The sequence below is a fragment of the Tumebacillus algifaecis genome (assembly GCF_002243515.1).
Lineage (GTDB): Bacteria > Bacillota > Bacilli > Tumebacillales > Tumebacillaceae > Tumebacillus_A > Tumebacillus_A algifaecis.
The window spans coordinates 1,755,770-1,773,267 of the sequence record NZ_CP022657.1 but is presented as its reverse complement, the minus strand read 5'-3'; the positions used below and the strand labels follow the sequence as shown (position 1 = coordinate 1,773,267).

The following is a 17,498-nucleotide window of genomic DNA, read 5'->3' as shown; positions in this document are numbered from 1 at the left end:
CTCCCCTACGTTAAGTGCCCGCGACAACCTGACAACTGCCATCTTTGACTCGCATTATGTATTTTGGAAAAACAAGGCACCTTATGCAAGTGCCTTGTCTCTTCCAGATCGTATTGGAACTTTGTTATGTGGGAACTACTCAACTTTCGCAGACTCAACGAGGACTGCGATCGTCTTGCGAGTTTTGATATCGTTGTGCAGGTTGGACAGACCCGGATCACGCGCTTCGAGAATGCTTTTCACGCGCTCAACTTCCATTTTTGCGGAAGCTGCGATGTTTTCCAGTTCTGTATTGATTTCGCCCTCAGTCGCTTCGATTCCTTCTGCAGCTGTTACTGCTTCCAGTACCAGACCTGTGCGAACACGGTTGACCGCTTGACCGCGGAACTCGTCTTTCAGGCTCTCAGTAGAAGCGCCGGTGAATTGAACATACGCATCAAACGGGATGCCTTGCTGTTGCAGGCGTTGTTTGAAATCGTTCATCAGGAATTCGATCTCGTTGTCGATCATCGCTTCCGGAATTTCGATGGTTGCGTTCTCAACCGCTTGGGAGATCACAGCTTCCTCGACGTACAATTTCGCATCTTGCTCCGCTTTTTCTTTGAGTTTATTCTCGATGTCTGCCTTCAATTCGTCAAGGGTGTTGAACTCGGAGATGTCCTTGACAAACTCGTCATCGAGCGCCGGCAATTGCTTGCGCTTCGTTTCGTTCAGGGTCACCTTGAATACAGCCGGTTGGCCTGCGAGAGTTGCTACATGATATTGCTCCGGGAAGTTGACGTTGACTTCTTTTTCTTCCCCTTTTTTCATGCCGATGATTTGATCTTCAAAGCCCGGGATGAACGTGTTGGAGCCGATTTCGAGCTGGTAGTTGTCCGCTTCGCCGCCTTCAAATGCTTCGCCGTTTACAAAGCCTTTGAAGTCGATGATAACGAGATCGCCAGTTTCAACAGCAACGCCCTCTTCTGCAACGACGATCTCAGCGTGGGAACCTTGCAGGTTCGCAAGTTCAGCATCGATCGCTTCAGCCGTTACGGTAAAGTCTTTCTTCTCAACGGTCAGACCTTTATAAGCGCCCAGTTCAACTTCCGGCTTGACGGTGATGGTCGCTTTGATCACAGCGGTCTCGTTTTTGCCGAATTGAACAACATCGATCTCCGGACGATCAACCGGAGTGATGTTCGCTTCATTAACTGCTGCCGTGTATGCTTCCGGTAACAGGATGTCCAGTGCGTCTTGATATAATACCTCAACGCCAAAGCGGTTTTCGAAGATCTGGCGCGGCACTTTGCCTTTGCGGAAGCCCGGAACTGCTACCGTTTTCGCTGCTTTTTGGAATGCTTTATCGAGTGCGGAGTTAACTTCTTCAACGCCAACCTCGAATTCAAGAACACCTACGTTTTTCTCTATTTTTTCCCAAGTCTTAATTGCTACTGCCATCTGCGAATCCTCCCTTGAATCAACCAATGCGGAAAAGACTGCCTTGTATGTAATACTGTGGCTTGTCCACGCATGTAGATAGTGTAGATCGACACAACCACTACATTATATCACAAATGGAGATAAGTTCAAACACAAAAACACCCCCATCTACAGGATGGAGGTGCCTATTTTCTAGAAATTTTATGGGGCGACCGAGGGGAATCGAACCCCCGAATGCCAGAGCCACAATCTGGTGCGTTAACCACTTCGCCACGGCCGCCATGATGGCGTCCCAGGAGGGATTCGAACCCCCGACCGACCGCTTAGAAGGCGGTTGCTCTATCCAACTGAGCTACTGAGACATGATGGAGCGGGTGATGGGAATCGAACCCACGCGACCAGCTTGGAAGGCTGGAGTTCTACCATTGAACTACACCCGCGCATGATTGTAAGAAGAAGGTCGCGATCAAGGCGACGAGAGTTAGTATACAACAGAACAAAACGCAAAGTCAACAGCTTACGCGAGGAAAATTGCGGAACGATACAGACCGCCGACGCATATGCGCACAGCGGTCTGCTCATCCCGAAAAGACGTGCGACAGATCAAAGGCGGGAATGCGGAAACCGTCGAGCGTGTAGAAAGAAAAGTCGGCATCAATCCCGTCTGCCCGCTCGGTCAAGAGCAACAGCGCATAAGTGCATTCTGTATAGCCGCGCGGGTAGGACAAGCTGCCTGGATTGAGAAACACACAGCCTCCTTCCTGAAACAGGACGGGCGTGTGCGTATGCCCAAACACGGCAAGCTGTACCCCGTGCTCGGCCGCTTTATACCCGAGCTGCAAAGGCGAAGTCTTCACATGCACAGTATGCCCATGCAAAAGCAGCGTCGGCACGCCAAGCAGGTCGAGCTTCTTCTCTTCCGCTTCGCAACCGGCCGGATCACAGTTGCCACTCACGGCGACTGCGCGATCAAAGTCTCCGTTTAGCACATCTTCCGCATGATCTCCAGCGTGCAGGAGCAGGTCATAGCCGCCCACCTGCTCCTGTACGCGCTGGATCACCTGGCCGATGCGATCGGTGCGACCGTGCGAGTCGGAGATGATCAGAACGCGCAACGATCTGTTCATGACTGCCGGTCTTCCATCTTCAGCATCTCGATCATGCTCGTAAGAGCCTTTGCTCGATGCGAGATGCCATTCTTTTCTTCGATTGTCAGCTCTGCCAACGTCTTGTCCCTCTCAGGCAACAAGAACAGCGGGTCATAACCGAACCCCCCCGTCCCTCGCCCTTCCGTCAAGATGTAGCCTTCGAGCGTTCCGAAAGCGACCAGCGTCTCCTGCCCCGGTCTTGCCAGTGCGATCGCCGAGACGAAGCGCGCCGTCCGCTCCCCATCGCTTATCGAAGCGAGTTCGGCACACAGTTTCTCATTGTTTTGCTGATCGGACGCGTGCTCCCCCGCATAACGTGCCGAATAGACGCCTGGCCGTCCTTGCAGGGCATCGACCTCCAAACCGGAATCATCAGCCAGCGCTGGCATATGGAACGCTCTGGCCATCTCCTCCGCCTTCTTGATCGCATTCCCTGCAAACGTCTCCTGATCCTCTGTGACATCGGGAGCCGTTTGCGGCACCGCTTCGACATGCCAGCCAAGTTCGGCAAAAAAATGCTGAATCTCTTTTACTTTGCCTTGATTCTTCGTGGCCAGCAGCAACTTGGTTTGAATCTGTTCCATCTCCCGACCTCCGATACCTCTCCTATGTATAGAGCGCCTAGGCGTTTTGCAGCGCGTTTTTCGCGATCAAATTCGAAATTTCCGGTCCCAGAACTTCTTTTTGCAGCGCGATCCAATTTTCGTTTCCGATCTTGCCTAAGTCGAGCATCTGATGCAGTTCGTCCATCGAGAAGGTCGCTTCTTCACCGGTGCCTTGCAGTTCTACGAAACGGCCAGCCCCAGTCATCACGATATTCATGTCCACTTCAGCAGCCGAATCCTCCTGATAGTTGAGATCGAGCACCGCTTGGTTACTAACGATTCCCACCGAGACGGCCGCCAGAAAATCGGTGATCGGCAATTGATTGAGCGACCCTTTTTCCACCTGCTTATACAGGGCGTCGGCCAACGCGACAAAGGCGCCTGTGATCGACGCTGTGCGCGTTCCACCGTCCGCTTGGATCACGTCACAGTCGAGCCACAACGTTTTTTCGCCAAGTGCTTTCAGATTGACGACTGCGCGCAGAGCCCGTCCGATCAACCGCTGAATCTCCATCGTGCGCCCGCCGACCTTACCGCGTGAAGACTCGCGTTGGTTGCGGGTTCCGGTCGAACGCGGCAGCATCCCGTATTCTGCTGTGATCCAACCCGTCCCCGAGTTGCGCAAAAACGGCGGAACTTTGTCCTCGACTGTCGCCGTGCAAATTACTTTCGTATCGCCGACCGAGATCAGTACCGATCCTTCAGCATGTTTGATGTAATTGCGTTCAATCGTAATCGTGCGGGTTTCATTCGCTTGACGTCCGTCCACTCGCATCCTTGAAGACCTCCCCTTGTTCCCATAAGATACTCTGATAGCATAACCTTAATTTGCCGATTCCACTACCCCAAACTTTTACAGAAAAAAACTAACGGAAGACAACAATCCGTTAGTGTTGGGCAGGCGCATCACAGTTTTTGCTCGTTGATCGTCTGGGGAATCAGCACTGGCTGACTCAGATCGAGACCATCGCTTGTCGGCGCTTTCTCACCGACTGTGAACTTGACTTTGTCCACCGCCGCATTCGCTGCGACCGATAGCGCGATCGTGTTGACCAATCGATTTGGATTGACACCTTTTGCCGCCAGTTCGGAAGCAAAATCGAGCGTCGCGACTTTATCTTTCACGTCCGACTTGGACAGCTTGAGATCGGGTGAGATCACTGGCTCCAGAGCTGCGGTGTTCGGCCCTTTTGCCAATTCGGCCATCGTCAGTTCGATCATGTTTTGTTCCGCTTGCTTCGGCACCATTCGTGTGACCGGGACGAGATAAGCGAAATTCGCATCGTTGCTCTTGCCTTCAAAGTACAACGTGAGCGCCGTGGTCTGCGATGGCGAGAGGTTTGAGGTCATCTGCAGATTGATGCCGTTGGCGCGGGAGATCGGGTCACCGACCGGAGTACCATTTTTCAAGGTGTTTTGGATATGGCCTTCGACCATGAACTGCACCTTGTTGATGTTTTCCAATCCCGTCAGGCTCCAGACCACCGCATCTACCATCGCCTGCTCGTCTTCCCCGTTTTTCAGCGCGTTCACTTCTTTGGTGAAGTCCACTTTGGCCACACCATCGTTGACCGAGATGCCGCGAATCTGCGAGCCTTCGGGCAGCAAGTTGCGAAAGCCCGTACCGACGAGCGATGCTTCGCCCACCCCTCCCGCAATCATGTGCTGCAAGGTGGCCTGTGCCACCTGTTTGGTCTGTTCCATCTTGATGTTAAAAGGAATGACGAACCCGTTTTGATCGGCTACGTATACCGTGGTCGGCATGAGCGTTTCAACTTGTTGTCCAGTCTGCTGCGCTGCCCCTTTGCTCGACGTTTTCTCAGGCGTTGCCGAACAACCGGTAGCCGCAGCGATCGTCACTGCGAGGACACCGACTACCGCCCATTTTGTGCGTGTTCGCATGTTTCTTTTGTCCTCCTCCAATTTGGATTCTTGTTACATGTATACGAGCCCTTGGAGGAGATATGCTTGTATTTTGTCCATTGAAATCAAGGGAGGAGCGTGATTCCTGTCACCTCGATCTCGCGCTTCAGCCACCGGGAGCCGACCTTGCGGAAATAGTCGGGATCACCCGTCGTCAAAAAGCGATGCTGCGGCACCGGGTTGTCATCATTGAGCAGGTGTTTGACCTGCAAAATCGTACTCGCTTCTCGAGCTGTCTCTTCCGCAGATGAGATCAGTTTGATCTTGTCGCCCATCACCTCACCGATGACGGGTGCCAACAGTGGGTAGTGCGTACAACCGAGGATCAGCGTGTCGATCTGCTCGTCTTGCAAGGGATTGAGAAAACGGGCAACGATCTGGTGCGCTTCCTCCGTATCGGTGCGATCCTCTTCGACCAATTGCACAAACGGCGGACACGCCTGATTGACTACATACAGACGCGGGTTGATCCGATGGATCTCACGGCGGTAGGAGTCGCTCGTGATCGTCACATCGGTGCCGATCACTCCGATGCGCTCCGTCTGCGTCGCTGAAATCGCAGCGCGACTGCCCGGTGAGATGACACCGAGCACCGGGATGCTGTAGCGAGTGCGGGCTTCATCAAGTCCGGCAGCCGTCGCCGTATTGCAGGCGATGATGATCATCTTCACATCTTGTTCGGCCAACACGTCCATGATTTGAAACAGGTATCTCTTCACTTCTGACGGCTGCCTGGAGCCGTACGGACAACGTAAATTATCTCCGACATAGATGATGTCTTCCTGTGGCAACTGCCGCAGGACCTCCGACGCTACTGTCAGTCCGCCAAATCCGGAATCAAGCAAGCCGATCGGCTGTTTTGAAGTCACGTAAATCTTCCTTTCATCTTTGGCAGCGCAACCAGAAAAGAAAAAGCGTTCTCCAGTTCATACATCTGGAAAACGCTAGACTGCTATGGTCAATCGCTGATATGAGTATAGATTTCTTTAAGCGATACAACAAGTGGCTGCAAGTCTTCTGCATGCACAAATTGCAATGCATTCCCCAAATGTTCTCGGCGCTTGGCAACCACGCGCTCGATCAGATCGCGACCTTTCTCCATCATATGCAAGCGAACGACGCGACGGTCACTCTTGTCGCGAACCCGTTCAACCAGATTGTTGCGTTCCATTCGGTCCACAAGGTCGGTCGTGGTGCTGTACGCCAAATGAAGCTTGGAACTGAGTTCGCCGATCGTCAAGTCGCCGAATTCGTGCAGGTAGACCAGCGCATCAAACTGCGGCGGCGTGATATTAAAATCGGACAGAATCCCGCGTCCTTTGCGTCTGACTTCCTTAGAAATCTGACGCAGCAACAGCTCAATCTCGCGAACGAGATCTGCATGGATCTTTTGCTGTGGCATTTATCGATCCTCCCGTGGAAACAACTGCCTACCATTTTATCATAATGAGAGAAGAAATAAAACCCTGAAAGAGAATTGGAATTGTAGTCAGATAAATAGACGAATAATTAAGTAAAAAGCAAAGTGACATAACCCCTCCCTCAGCCCGCAAGCGATCGGCAAATGATCTGCGCCGTGCGCCATGAAGAAAGTTCGTCCACCTCGAATTGCATCCTTGCGCACACTTATCTGCGCATGTTTCGTTTATACAGATTCGAGCAGTTCGCCGTTTTGTAAGCTGTGCAGACCTCCTGCATGCGTACGACCAGATCACGATTCATTCGATCTACTTCGTTATACTTCGATGTACCACGGAAACCTACTATGTTCAGCTGCGCATTTTGGCAACGAGCTTTAAACGAAAAAGCTCCCCGGCACTTTCTCCGAGGAGCTGGCAATCAATGCTGTGGCTCATTGTAAACATCGATCACATGTTGCACCAGCGTCACGCCCTGTGACATGGCAGCACCGCCGCCAAACGCGCCGCAGACGCCGATCGTCTCTAGAACTTCCTGTTCAGAGGCGCCTGTTGCCAGCGCGGCGTGCGTATGATACATGATGCAAGTCTCATCCTGCGCGCTGACGGCGATGCCAAGCGCGATCAGGTGTTTGTTTTTCTCGGAGACAGCACCGTCCTGAAAGCATGCTGCGGTAAACTCCATAAATTTGCGGCCCACATCGGGCAGTTGCTCCGAAAAATGACTCAACCCCATTTTATAATCGCGAATGGAGTCGATAACATAGGAACGATACTCATGTTCTTCCACCGATCGGCTCACCCTTTCCTCTAAAATGACGAGGTTAGTTTGAGCCAAGAAGCATCAGCGTATCCCATCTCGCCACGCTGGAACGCACCGTCCATTGTGAAACGGATGCCACTCCCTCAATCCAGGAACGAAGCCGCGCTGGAAGTTGCGCTTCGTGGATTTCTTCCAGCCTGACTTGTATTGAGGTGTACGTCTTGCCTTGTGCGCTACCTTCCGTGATGAGGTCGTGCACCTCATCCATAAACGTCTGGTAGGCCGCTTCATCACACCACAGGCCGACAATGCGAGCTGTCACGTCTCCTTCCTCCACTTTCCAACCGCCCACCTGCCCGCAAAATCCTGCCACGCCATGCAGTTGTGACCATGATTCTTGCGCCTGCGAGAAGGCGTCTCTTTGCTCTGGTTCCACCGTGCAGATCATCCATTTGACCAACATCGGCTCACTTCCTTCCCGCGATCTCTTGCCTTTAAAGGGAGCGCGCCTTTGATTCGGCCTGCCCCTTTGTCATTTCCAAGCCGCGCACCGCAATCATCGCGACCATCCCGGTCAGCACCGTGCCTGTGCCTGCGATAGCAAAGACACCACCTGTACCGATCCATTCGGCTACGACGGCGCCCAGTGCCGGGGCGACAAACATGGCAAAGTTGGAAATCGCGTTGGCCGAACCTGTGACCCGCCCGATGATGTCGGACGGTGTTTCCTTTTGCAGAACATAGCCATATGGAACGGCCGCGCCAGCCCCGATACAACCGAGCAGGAAAAAGATCGATGTCCAAAGAATCGCATTGCCGGGGATCAGTTGAAAGGAACCCAAGGCAAGCGTGAGGATGCCGAACCCACTGAGCGCACCGGTGATCGCCATCATCTGGATCGGCCTGTTGCTCCAAAAGCTCCATTGACCGACAAGCAGCGTCCCGATCACCGTACCAAGCCCGACCGCACCGAGAAAGATGCCAAAATACGCTTCGCCCATTCCAACCTCTTTCCCCCACAAGACGAGCAGACCATCATAGAGAAAGATCAAGAAAAAACGAACCGCCATCAGCGAGATCGCAGTTAGCAGAATTCGATTTTCCCCGATAAAGCGCAGCCCTTCCTTAAATTGCTGCCAAAAAGCAGACTTTTCTTGCCTGTCATGCTCACCACCGTCCTTACGATCAGCAGACGGCTTGGGCAAATGCGGTAGACGCATGATGAAAAAGATCGAGAAGAGGAACAACACCGCTTCTAACAGAAACACAAACGACGGTGAATAGACGGCGATGATGATTCCGCCAAGCACAGGAGCGAGCACTTTCGTCGCATTTAAGGACAGCTGGGACAGCGAACTGGCTTGCAGTAGCACCTCCTCTGGCACCAGCGTTCGGATCGCCCCTTGCCGTGCAGGATCAAACAGCGCCGAGAACGTCTCTTTCAAAAAAACCAACACTAGCAACACATACAAGTTGGGAGCGATCACAAAGCCCAACACGACGAAAATTCGGACCAAGTCACAGAAGATCATCAGTCCTTTGCGCGGCAGACGGTCCGCCCACACCGCAGCAAAAGGACCGATCAGCACCCATGGAATACCGATCGTGATCGTCAGCGCGGCCAGTTCGAACGCGCCGAGCCCCCACGTATAGGCGACCAGGATGCCCAAGGCAAGTAAGTCCAGCCAAGCCCCAAGATCTGAAAAAAGCTGCCCCGTAAACAGCATCCGATAAGGACGATGTTTTAGCGGTGCAAAGATCGATGCTTTACTCATACGGTACCTCCCGCTTGTTCTGGCTACATGTCGTTTATCCTAACATTTTAAAATAATGAATATTCCATATGTTTCTTGATTTAGCGTATCTGGTATTTACATGTTCGTCAATGCGCATCTCCGAACTTGCATGCAAAAAAGCACACCGCTTCCACCTGAGGACAGGCGTTATTGGTGTGCTTGCAAAAAGGGAAGACACCGCTTGTGCAAAGCATTTCCGCCAGTATTCATTGTTCCTTAACGGAGCCGCGCACCACCGTCTGGCCGAGAGAAGAGATTCGGCGCGCAGGCAAACTTAGGTGTCTTGGATCGGGCGATGCAGATCGAACAGCGCGGACTTGCCACCCAAGCGGCTTCAACGCCTTTTGAAAGCCTGTCCACGCCGTTTGAACAGAAGGGGGTACCGCAAGATTCGACAGCGGACCATATCGGGTATTTAGCCCCATTGCTCCCGTTCCTGTGAAGGTGCAAAAAATTCGGATCACCCAACCAGTCCTAGGCCCCCTAAAGTCGGGCAGTTCAAAAGCTTCGTTTCCAAGTCGTGTATCAATTACTCCACTTGCTCAAATCCTACGCTGTCAAACCATCTCCCCTGCCGATAGTTGTCCAAAGCTCTGCGCACATAGGGAATGAGATTATCTGGCAATGCGTCCCATGCAAACCAACGCAAGTCATCACATTTATTTGGCTCCCGATTCCAAATCTCACCCGTCCAACGAACAATTTCGACAAAAAAATCGACCCGTTCATCGTTCGACAAACGATGCATCACCCCGACCATCTGCACGTCAGCCGGATCGATTTCCACCCCCGCCTCTTCGCGCGCCTCACGAATCGCGGCTTGAATGACCGATTCGTACCCATCAAGATGTCCAGCCACCACGCTGTAGTTGCCATCCTCGTAACCCGTGTTCGCGCGCCGTAGCAACAGCACCTGCCCCTCTTGCACAAAAAAGAGATGCACAGCTGGAATCAGTTTGAAACGTTGCATAAGAATCCTCGCTCCACCTTCCATGTTTTCGTATCGATCACCGACAGATCGGGCAAGCCGATCGACTTCCACTCCTCAGGTCCTAGTCGTCGTCCGAACAGATAGGAGTAAAGCACCATCAAGATTCGCCCATGAGTGACAATCACCACATCTTGGTCCTGCGATAACGCCACAATCTCGCGCACCGCGCCGACGATGCGCGCTTCTGCCAGTTCGTATCGTTCAAAAGCTGGGTCCTCTTCCCCTTGAAAATAAGCCCCGACACGCGCCTGAAATTGATCGGGCTGGAGAATGCCCGTTTTGAACTCCACTTCGCGCAATCCCTCATGCATGCGGAGCGGAAGTCCAGTATGTGCGGCGATCTGCACGGCAGTCGCCCATGCTTTCCGCTCAGGCGAATGCCAGATCGCGACCACCCCGTCCCATCCCTCTTCCCGAGCTAGTTGTTGGGCGGAAAGCACCCCTTCCGCAGACAAATTCCAATCCTGTGCCGGGACTTGCGCCTCAAGTTTGACTTGGGCATGACGAACTAGATAGAGCTTGCTCAAACGATCACTCCGTCCTGATATAATACCCAACGTTCTATTCTCCAAGACAAACAAAAGACCCTGCTCACTCGATGAGCAGGGTGTCAAAAATAATTCAGAGAGCGTCAGATTTGCAGTTCTCCGAGTCGTACCAACTCAACCACCGCTTGCGAACGACCTTTGACGTTGAGCTTTTTCATGACGTTCGAAATGTGGTTGCGTACCGTTTTCTCGCTGATGAACAACTTCTCCGCGATGTCTTTCGTCGTCTTGTCCTGAACCAGCAGTTCAAATACTTCACGTTCACGGGTGGTAAGTAGGGATTTTCCTCGTGCGTCCTTGCCCGCTGTCACTCTCGATCCCTCCTTGCTCGGGTCATGAATACAAGGTCTAGGGATTGGGTGAGTTAATTGCCATTGTTCTCGAACTATCCTATACAAAAAAGGGTCGATTGGTGAAACGAACAGCCACCTATGCGATCAATAATTTGATTTCAAGAATGCCTAATTCTTGCAATTCGAGCGGAACTGCGTATGCGATTTCTTGCATCGGTTGTACGAGCGACTCTCCCATCTGTACCTGCGGCGGAGTGATATCGATCGACATCCCGTTGTTTGACAGCTGAATGCACGCATTCCCGCTGATCATGTTGGCCAACTCCGCTACGGCGCTCTGACTCATCTCGTCAAATTGGCTCAGTTCGAATCCGCCCATCATCGCCGAAGCAATCTTCATCGCCATTTCCGGTGCTAATCCAAAAGCAACTTGTCCCTCAACATCGCCTTTTAGGTCGATGAGAATCCATACGTGCTGCGAATGTAAGTCTGGGGCTGCGGTCGCAACCGTTCCCGGAGTCAATGCGACAGTGGTCATCATTTGCAGCACTTGCTGTGCCGATTCCAGAAACGGTACAATGATCTGTCCGTGCATGAAACAATCTCCCCTTTTGTTGTCTCGATATGCATTCGTTCCAAATTTTAACGTTTCTAATTTTCATTATTATAAACTGTAAGAGCATTTTCGACAATCCCTGACTTCTTTTACGCAAAAAAAAAGACCACCTCGAAGGTGGTCTTTTTGGATTAGCGCTTCAGCCAAGACGAGATCGCGTGACGGTTGACAGCACCGTTCATCGCTGCAATCGACGTGGTCAACGGAATGCCTTTCGGGCATACCTGAACGCAGTTTTGCGAGTTGCCGCACTCATGAATACCGCCTTCGCCCATCAAAGCTTCGAGACGATCTTCTTTGTGCATTTCGCCGGTCGGATGCGTATTGAACAGACGAACCTGCGAAATTGCAAACGGGCCGATAAAGGAGGTACGCTCGTTCACGTTCGGGCAAGCCTCGACGCACGCGCCGCACGTGAAACATTTGGACAGCTCATAGGCCCATTGACGATCACGTTCCGCCATGCGCGGTCCCGGACCGAGATCATACGTACCGTCGATCGGCACCCATGCTTTCACTTTTTGCAAAGCTTTGAACATGCGGCTTCTGTCGATGACGAGGTCACGAACGACTGGGAACGTGCGCGCCGGCTTCAGGCGAATCGGCTGCTCGAGCTGATCCACCAGCGCGGAGCACGCTTGGCGTGGCTTGCCGTTGATGACCATCATGCAGGCGCCACAGATTTCTTCCAGACAGTTCGATTCCCATGCAACCGGTGCAGACAGTTTACCTGAATTGTCAACCGGGTTACGCTGAATCTCCATCAGAAGTGCGATCACGTTCAAGTTCGGACGGTACGGAATGGTGAATTCCTGCGTATACGGTTGGCTGTCCGTACGATCTTGACGTTCGATAATCACGTGAATTTCTTTCTTGCTCATGGATGTCTCCCCCTTTCCTCGCAGTTTTAGTTTTTATCGACTGCGTAGTTGCGCAGACGCGGCTCGATCAGCGAGACATCGACTTCATCATAGCTGATTTCCGGGCCGTTTGGCGTCCAAGCAGCAATTGTGGTTTTCAGGAACTGCTCGTCATTGCGATCCGGGAAGTCAGGCTTGTAGTGCGCGCCGCGGGATTCATCGCGTTTGAGCGCGCCGATGGTCATGACGCGAGCGAGTTCGAGCATGTTCCACAACTGACGGGTGAACGGTGCCATCATGTTCTCCCAACGCGACTTGTCAGCCATGCCGATGTTATGCCAACGTTCCATCAGTTCTTGAATCTTCTCATCGGTCTTCTGCAAGCGGTCGTTATAACGGACAACGGTCACGTTATCGGTCATCCACTGGCCAAGTTCACGGTGCAGCGCATACGGGTTCTCGGTGCCTTCCATCTTGAGGATCGACTCGTATTTTTGCTCTTGTTTCTTCGCAGCCGTTTCAAAGACAGACTTCTCAACATCTGCAGCCGTTTTCTTGAGACCTTTGATGTAAGAAACCGCATTCGGGCCGGTCACCATGCCGCCGAAGATCGCGGAGAGCAGCGAGTTCGCGCCCAGACGGTTTGCTCCGTGGTACTGGTACTCACACTCGCCCGCTGCAAACAGCCCCGGAATGTTGGTCATCTGGTTGTAGTCAACCCACATGCCGCCCATCGAGTAGTGAACAGCCGGGAAGATCTTCATCGGGACTTTGCGCGGGTCATCGCCGGCAAATTTCTCGTAGATTTCCATGATGCCGCCCAGTTTGACGTCAAGTGTTTCTTTCGGAATGTGAGAAACGTCGAGGTATACCATGTTCTCGCCGTCGATGCCAAGACCGAGATCGACGCAGACGTGGAAGATCTCGCGAGTCGCGATGTCGCGCGGCACGAGGTTGCCATATGCCGGGTATTTTTCTTCGAGGAAGTACCACGGTTTACCGTCTTTGTACGTCCAGACGCGGCCACCTTCACCGCGCGCAGACTCGGACATCAGGCGCAGTTTGTCATCGCCTGGGATCGCCGTCGGGTGAATCTGGATGAACTCACCGTTTGCATATTTTACACCTTGTTGGTACACAGCCGAAGCGGCGGTACCGGTGTTGATGATCGAGTTGGTAGAACGGCCAAATACAAGTCCAGGGCCGCCTGTCGCGAGGATGACAGCATCACCGACGAAGGATTGGATCTCCATCGAGCGCAGGTCTTGAGCCACGATACCGCGGCAGACCCCTTCCTCATCGACAACAGCCTGTACGAACTCCCAGCCTTCGTACTTTTGTACGAGACCTTGGGATTCGAAGCGGCGCACTTGCTCATCGAGTGCATACAAGAGCTGCTGACCGGTGGTCGCGCCTGCAAATGCAGTGCGGCTATGCTTGGTACCGCCAAAACGGCGGAAGTCGAGCAATCCTTCCGGAGTGCGGTTGAACATAACGCCCATGCGGTCCATCAGATGGATGATGCCAGGCGCTGCGTCACACATCGCTTTAACCGGCGGTTGGTTGGCGAGGAAGTCGCCACCGTACACGGTGTCATCAAAATGTTCCCACGGCGAGTCGCCTTCACCTTTGGTGTTGACGGCGCCGTTGATCCCGCCTTGTGCACAGACGGAGTGAGAACGTTTTACAGGTACTAACGAGAACAGATCGACCGGAATCCCGGCCTCGCAAACCTTGATGGTCGCCATCAGGCCCGCAAGGCCACCGCCGACGATCACAACACGTTGGTTACTCATTGCGTTTCCTCCCTTAGGCTAACTTACGCTACTGCTGCTTGGAAAGCATTCAGTGCTGCGATGCCGACTGCGGACAGCACGACGAACAGACCCATCAGCACATACGCGGAAACACGTTGCGCGCGCGGGCCAACCGTGATGCCCCAGTGAATGAAGAAGCCCCACAGGCCGTTTGCCAAGTGGAACACAGATGCTACCGTACCGATGATCATAAACCAGAACCCAACCGGGCTGGTCACGATCTGTACGACCATGTCAAAAGACGGAGCGTCGCCCGAAAAACGGGTCGTCCAAAGGTGCCAGATCACAAAGATGAAAGTGAAGACCCCGGTGATGCGTTGCAACGTAAACATTACATTGCGGCCCCAGGAATACTTCGATGCGTTATAGCCAGATGTGTATGCGACATACATGCCGTAGACGCCGTGATAGATCAACGGCAGCAGGATGAAAACGAATTCAATAAACGGCAAAAAGGGAATGCTCTCCAGTACGCCCACCTTGTCATTGAACGCTTGCTCGCCTTTAGTGGCGAACGAGTTGATGCTCAGATGCATGATCAGGAACAAAGTGACCGGAATTACACCGAGCAGTGAGTGCAACCGGCGAAATAAAAACTCTCGGCTAGCCTGTTTGTTGGCCACGTGTCGATCCTCCTTCCAAGATACCTGTGAATGATTGATTCACAGTTGCTTTTTCTCTGGTGGCATGCACGGATTCTCACATGCCCGACTCTCCAAACTCCCCTTACAGTGCGATACGGTGCCCCCTTTTTTTACTTTGACCGTCCCGTCCAATTTCCCGGAGGGGCAGGGGCGGCCGAATCAATGCACCATAAATTGTACTGTTTCAATAGAAGGAATGTCAAGAAACTGTCAAATCCGACAAGTTTCGAAGCAATTTCTGAGAGTCACTGTGTTTACGGTGCGCGATTCGGCCAATTTTTACGCATAGCGGGGATTTTTTTCGAGTCCCGAAGCTTCTGTCTCCCATTTTACACCTGTGCTAATTTCTCCTTCAACACGCAAAAGGAGCGTGATCGGCGGCTCTGGGGCGATTTGCGCGACATTTTCAATCAAAGCGTTCACCTGCTCTTCTGTTACGCCTCCTAAGAGCCACGCTTGGTGCAGGCGCTCTGTCGTTTCGATCGATTGATAGTCTGCGAGAATCCCGCCAAGTGTTGTGATTCCTGCTTGAATCGCTTGGCCAATCGAATCGGTCTGGGTCGGACAGCCCGTACAGGACAGATAAAAGTTGCCCACCTTCGGTTCAGCATGGGAGGCAGCTGTCTGAACGCGATCCCAGTTCGGGCGGCGGATGTTCTCGCCCTGTGTCAGCAGAGTGGTCAGGTCTTCGATCACAGCGCTCGCCGTCGGGAACTCCCCTGCACCGCGGCCGATCAGCGTCAAGTCGCCGACCACATCGGCACGCAGTGTGACCGCGTTGAACACATCATCGACGCGAGCCAGCGGATGGCTCCCCGCAAGCAGGCTCGGGCGCACCGAAAGTCGCAGCGCTCCATCCTGCTCATGCGCATGGCCGATCAATTTCACCGTGTAGCCCAATTGCTCGGCAAGCTTCAAGTCGTGCCCGCTGATCTCCGAGATCCCTTGGCGGTCGATCTGTGCGACATCAACGCAGGTGTCATAGGCGAGGTTGGTCAAGATCGCCAATTTGTACGCAGCATCAAACCCTTCCACATCGGAGGTTGGGTCCGCTTCAGCATAGCCCAAACTCTGCGCTTCAGACAGCACCTCTGGGAAACTGCGCCCCGTTTTACTCATCTCGGTCAATATGTAGTTGCTCGTGCCGTTCAGAATTCCAGAGATCTCGTGCACACGGTTGGCGGTGAGGTAGCCTTGCAGCATGTGGATCACCGGAATGCCGCCTGCCACACTAGCTTCAAATAACAGATGGACTCCGTTTTGATGTGCTAATCGCAACAGCTCCGCTCCGTGTTTCGCCATCAGTTCTTTGTTGGCGGTGATCACATGTCGCTTGCTGTTCAACGCCTGTTCGATGATCTCCTTGGCCGGATGCAAGCCACCGATTACTTCAATATAAATGTCGATCTGCTCGTCGCTGAGCAGTTCCTGCGGTTCAAGGGTCAGCACGCTTGGATCGATCGCAAAGCCACGCTCTTTCCCACGGTCGCGGACGAGGACGTTGACCACTTCCACAGTACAGCCTGTGCGGGTCAGAATTGTGTCTCTGTTTTTTAAAAGGGTCTTATACACCCCACCGCCAACCGTTCCTAATCCCAGCAAACCGACCTTTACCTGTTTTTGTGCTTGTTTTTGAATCATCGTCAATTCCCTCCCGTTTCGCGTAAGAAATCTGTTATGAACTTGCTCAACTGCTGACCTTCTACCAAAAAAGCATCGTGACCGTACGGTGAACTCAGTTCGCAGTACGTCACCTGTTTTCCAGATTGGCGCAGGCGCTCCGCCCACATCCGTTGTTCCTGCGGCGGGTAGAGGTGGTCGGTGTCAATCCCGACCCAGAGCACCTCAGCCTCGATCCGCTCCAGCGCTGCAACCGCTCCACCGCGGCCGCGCCCAATATCGTGCAAATCCATCGCTTTTAGCAAACAGAGATAGGAGTTTACATCAAAGCGTCCGTTCAACTTGTCACCCATGTGTTCAAGGTAACTTTCGATCTGGAACCATGTATCCTGAAGGGATGCGTCCTCCTGCTTGATCTCGCGTCCGAAACGAGCTTCGAAAAGCTCAAAGGATCGGTAGGTGATCATGCCAATTTTTCTGGCGAGCGCAAGTCCGTGCACCGGGTCGTTCTCGATCGCCGAGCGCATCACATGGTTGTAGCCGATAGCGAGTGCAGACAACTGACCTGAAGTGGCCATCGGGGCACAGCGTTTGACAAAAGACGGATAGGTCACCGCCCACTCGATCGTCTGCAGGCCGCCCATCGAACCGCCGAGCACCAACTGCAACAGCTTCACACCGAGTCGGTCGAGCAACTGCTTTTGCGCGCGCACCATGTCACGAATCGTGATCAGTGGAAATGGACGGTGCGCCTGTGGCCCGGTCGAGCCCGCACAGCCGCCAAGCACATTGGAGCAAATCACATAGTAGCGCCTCGTATCCAACACCTTGCCCGGCCCGATCAGCGGCTGCCACCACACGTCTGCCTGCGCATCCAATGTCAGCGGGTGACAGATCAGAATCGCATTGTCGCCACGCTCATTTAACGTTCCGTACGCTTCATAGGCGATCTCCACAGCAGGAAGTGACACGCCGCATTCGAGGCCGATCTCCCCAATCGCTGCCGTTTGCATCGTCACGCGCCCTCCTTTCCG

Annotated in this window: 20 protein-coding genes and 3 tRNA genes; 1 reads left to right on the top strand and 22 read right to left on the bottom strand. The window is 53.2% G+C overall.

Annotated features, from left to right (window positions below; translation table 11 throughout):
• Positions 1-135: 135 nt before the first annotated feature.
• The 13 genes from tig to CIG75_RS07775 all read right to left on the bottom strand — a co-directional run bounded on the left by tig (position 136) and on the right by CIG75_RS07775 (position 9,054).
• The gene (gene tig / locus CIG75_RS07835; RefSeq protein ID WP_094236147.1) at positions 136-1,440 is read right to left on the bottom strand and encodes a trigger factor; all 1,305 of its coding nucleotides are present in this window, start codon (positions 1,438-1,440) and stop codon (positions 136-138) included.
• 186 nt (positions 1,441-1,626) lie between these two features.
• A tRNA-His gene (locus CIG75_RS07830) sits at positions 1,627-1,702 on the bottom strand.
• A gap of 5 nt (positions 1,703-1,707) precedes the next feature.
• Positions 1,708-1,784: transfer RNA gene (locus CIG75_RS07825), tRNA-Arg, on the bottom strand.
• Between the two features lie 4 nt (positions 1,785-1,788).
• Positions 1,789-1,862 (bottom strand) — tRNA-Gly (locus tag CIG75_RS07820).
• Between the two features lie 138 nt (positions 1,863-2,000).
• The gene (locus CIG75_RS07815; protein WP_094236146.1) at positions 2,001-2,549 is read right to left on the bottom strand and encodes a YfcE family phosphodiesterase; all 549 of its coding nucleotides are present in this window, start codon (positions 2,547-2,549) and stop codon (positions 2,001-2,003) included.
• Positions 2,546-3,154, bottom strand: coding sequence for an XTP/dITP diphosphatase (locus tag CIG75_RS07810; protein ID WP_094236145.1), 609 nt, complete (start codon positions 3,152-3,154; stop codon positions 2,546-2,548). Before CIG75_RS07810 ends, CIG75_RS07815 begins: the two co-directional genes overlap by 4 nt.
• Before the next feature lie 37 nt (positions 3,155-3,191).
• Complete coding sequence (gene rph, locus CIG75_RS07805) at positions 3,192-3,950, bottom strand: ribonuclease PH (RefSeq protein ID WP_094236144.1); 759 nt, start codon at positions 3,948-3,950, stop codon at positions 3,192-3,194.
• 131 nt (positions 3,951-4,081) lie between these two features.
• Positions 4,082-5,077, bottom strand: a complete 996-nt coding sequence (locus tag CIG75_RS07800) for a GerMN domain-containing protein (protein WP_094236143.1) — start codon at positions 5,075-5,077, stop codon at positions 4,082-4,084.
• Positions 5,078-5,163: 86 nt separating this feature from the next.
• Positions 5,164-5,967 carry a glutamate racemase gene (gene racE / locus CIG75_RS07795; protein WP_094236142.1) on the bottom strand — a complete coding sequence of 268 codons (804 nt, stop codon included), beginning with the start codon at positions 5,965-5,967 and terminating at the stop codon, positions 5,164-5,166.
• An 89-nt stretch (positions 5,968-6,056) separates the two neighbouring features.
• On the bottom strand, positions 6,057-6,500 hold the full coding sequence (locus CIG75_RS07790; RefSeq protein ID WP_094236141.1) for a MarR family winged helix-turn-helix transcriptional regulator: 444 nt from the start codon (positions 6,498-6,500) through the stop codon (positions 6,057-6,059).
• 437 nt (positions 6,501-6,937) lie between these two features.
• A complete protein-coding gene (locus CIG75_RS07785) occupies positions 6,938-7,306 on the bottom strand; it encodes a carboxymuconolactone decarboxylase family protein (RefSeq protein WP_407701276.1) in 369 nt (122 codons plus the stop codon).
• A gap of 34 nt (positions 7,307-7,340) precedes the next feature.
• Positions 7,341-7,742 (bottom strand): DUF4937 domain-containing protein, encoded by a 402-nt coding sequence (locus CIG75_RS07780; RefSeq protein ID WP_094236140.1) that lies wholly within the window; start codon positions 7,740-7,742, stop codon positions 7,341-7,343.
• Positions 7,743-7,773: 31 nt separating this feature from the next.
• Complete coding sequence (locus CIG75_RS07775) at positions 7,774-9,054, bottom strand: MFS transporter (protein WP_094236139.1); 1,281 nt, start codon at positions 9,052-9,054, stop codon at positions 7,774-7,776.
• 316 nt (positions 9,055-9,370) lie between these two features.
• Here CIG75_RS07775 and CIG75_RS20665 point away from each other — a divergent pair, with 316 nt between their 5' ends.
• Positions 9,371-9,517 carry a hypothetical protein gene (locus tag CIG75_RS20665; protein ID WP_157729446.1) on the top strand — a complete coding sequence of 49 codons (147 nt, stop codon included), beginning with the start codon at positions 9,371-9,373 and terminating at the stop codon, positions 9,515-9,517.
• An 87-nt stretch (positions 9,518-9,604) separates the two neighbouring features.
• Here CIG75_RS20665 and CIG75_RS07770 read toward each other — a convergent pair whose 3' ends face one another.
• From CIG75_RS07770 to metX, 9 genes are all read right to left on the bottom strand, one after another.
• Positions 9,605-10,045: an NUDIX hydrolase gene (locus CIG75_RS07770; RefSeq protein ID WP_094236138.1), complete on the bottom strand. Its 441-nt coding sequence runs from the start codon at positions 10,043-10,045 to the stop codon at positions 9,605-9,607.
• Positions 10,027-10,593, bottom strand: coding sequence for a histidine phosphatase family protein (locus tag CIG75_RS07765; RefSeq protein ID WP_157729445.1), 567 nt, complete (start codon positions 10,591-10,593; stop codon positions 10,027-10,029). Before CIG75_RS07765 ends, CIG75_RS07770 begins: the two co-directional genes overlap by 19 nt.
• 104 nt (positions 10,594-10,697) lie before the next feature.
• Positions 10,698-10,925: a helix-turn-helix domain-containing protein gene (locus tag CIG75_RS07760; RefSeq protein ID WP_087458694.1), complete on the bottom strand. Its 228-nt coding sequence runs from the start codon at positions 10,923-10,925 to the stop codon at positions 10,698-10,700.
• A gap of 118 nt (positions 10,926-11,043) precedes the next feature.
• The gene (locus CIG75_RS07755; protein ID WP_094236136.1) at positions 11,044-11,502 is read right to left on the bottom strand and encodes a chemotaxis protein CheX; all 459 of its coding nucleotides are present in this window, start codon (positions 11,500-11,502) and stop codon (positions 11,044-11,046) included.
• 152 nt (positions 11,503-11,654) lie between these two features.
• On the bottom strand, positions 11,655-12,404 hold the full coding sequence (gene sdhB, locus CIG75_RS07750; RefSeq protein WP_094236135.1) for a succinate dehydrogenase iron-sulfur subunit: 750 nt from the start codon (positions 12,402-12,404) through the stop codon (positions 11,655-11,657).
• Positions 12,405-12,430: 26 nt separating this feature from the next.
• Positions 12,431-14,179, bottom strand: coding sequence for a succinate dehydrogenase flavoprotein subunit (gene sdhA / locus CIG75_RS07745; RefSeq protein ID WP_094236134.1), 1,749 nt, complete (start codon positions 14,177-14,179; stop codon positions 12,431-12,433).
• A 23-nt stretch (positions 14,180-14,202) separates the two neighbouring features.
• Entirely contained in the window at positions 14,203-14,823 is a 621-nt protein-coding gene (locus tag CIG75_RS07740; protein ID WP_094236133.1) for a succinate dehydrogenase cytochrome b558 subunit, read from the bottom strand.
• 300 nt (positions 14,824-15,123) lie between these two features.
• The gene (locus CIG75_RS07735) at positions 15,124-16,485 is read right to left on the bottom strand and encodes a homoserine dehydrogenase (RefSeq protein ID WP_094236132.1); all 1,362 of its coding nucleotides are present in this window, start codon (positions 16,483-16,485) and stop codon (positions 15,124-15,126) included.
• A 2-nt stretch (positions 16,486-16,487) separates the two neighbouring features.
• Complete coding sequence (metX, locus tag CIG75_RS07730) at positions 16,488-17,477, bottom strand: homoserine O-acetyltransferase MetX (RefSeq protein ID WP_094236131.1); 990 nt, start codon at positions 17,475-17,477, stop codon at positions 16,488-16,490.
• Positions 17,478-17,498 lie beyond the last annotated feature (21 nt).

Excerpts from the sequence above, each read along its gene's own strand:
- CIG75_RS07815 (WP_094236146.1), bottom strand. The coding sequence starts at position 2,549 with ATGAACAGATCGTTGCGCGTTCTGATCATCTCCGACTCGCACGGTCGC.
- CIG75_RS07770 (WP_094236138.1), bottom strand. The coding sequence starts at position 10,045 with ATGCAACGTTTCAAACTGATTCCAGCTGTGCATCTCTTTTTTGTGCAA.
- CIG75_RS07755 (WP_094236136.1), bottom strand. The coding sequence starts at position 11,502 with ATGCACGGACAGATCATTGTACCGTTTCTGGAATCGGCACAGCAAGTG.
- tig (WP_094236147.1), bottom strand. The coding sequence starts at position 1,440 with ATGGCAGTAGCAATTAAGACTTGGGAAAAAATAGAGAAAAACGTAGGT.
- sdhA (WP_094236134.1), bottom strand. The coding sequence starts at position 14,179 with ATGAGTAACCAACGTGTTGTGATCGTCGGCGGTGGCCTTGCGGGCCTG.
- CIG75_RS07735 (WP_094236132.1), bottom strand. The coding sequence starts at position 16,485 with ATGATTCAAAAACAAGCACAAAAACAGGTAAAGGTCGGTTTGCTGGGA.
- CIG75_RS07800 (WP_094236143.1), bottom strand. The coding sequence starts at position 5,077 with ATGCGAACACGCACAAAATGGGCGGTAGTCGGTGTCCTCGCAGTGACG.
- CIG75_RS07780 (WP_094236140.1), bottom strand. The coding sequence starts at position 7,742 with ATGTTGGTCAAATGGATGATCTGCACGGTGGAACCAGAGCAAAGAGAC.
- CIG75_RS07810 (WP_094236145.1), bottom strand. The coding sequence starts at position 3,154 with ATGGAACAGATTCAAACCAAGTTGCTGCTGGCCACGAAGAATCAAGGC.
- CIG75_RS07775 (WP_094236139.1), bottom strand. The coding sequence starts at position 9,054 with ATGAGTAAAGCATCGATCTTTGCACCGCTAAAACATCGTCCTTATCGG.
- metX (WP_094236131.1), bottom strand. The coding sequence starts at position 17,477 with ATGCAAACGGCAGCGATTGGGGAGATCGGCCTCGAATGCGGCGTGTCA.
- CIG75_RS20665 (WP_157729446.1), top strand. The coding sequence starts at position 9,371 with ATGCAGATCGAACAGCGCGGACTTGCCACCCAAGCGGCTTCAACGCCT.
- sdhB (WP_094236135.1), bottom strand. The coding sequence starts at position 12,404 with ATGAGCAAGAAAGAAATTCACGTGATTATCGAACGTCAAGATCGTACG.
- rph (WP_094236144.1), bottom strand. The coding sequence starts at position 3,950 with ATGCGAGTGGACGGACGTCAAGCGAATGAAACCCGCACGATTACGATT.
- CIG75_RS07790 (WP_094236141.1), bottom strand. The coding sequence starts at position 6,500 with ATGCCACAGCAAAAGATCCATGCAGATCTCGTTCGCGAGATTGAGCTG.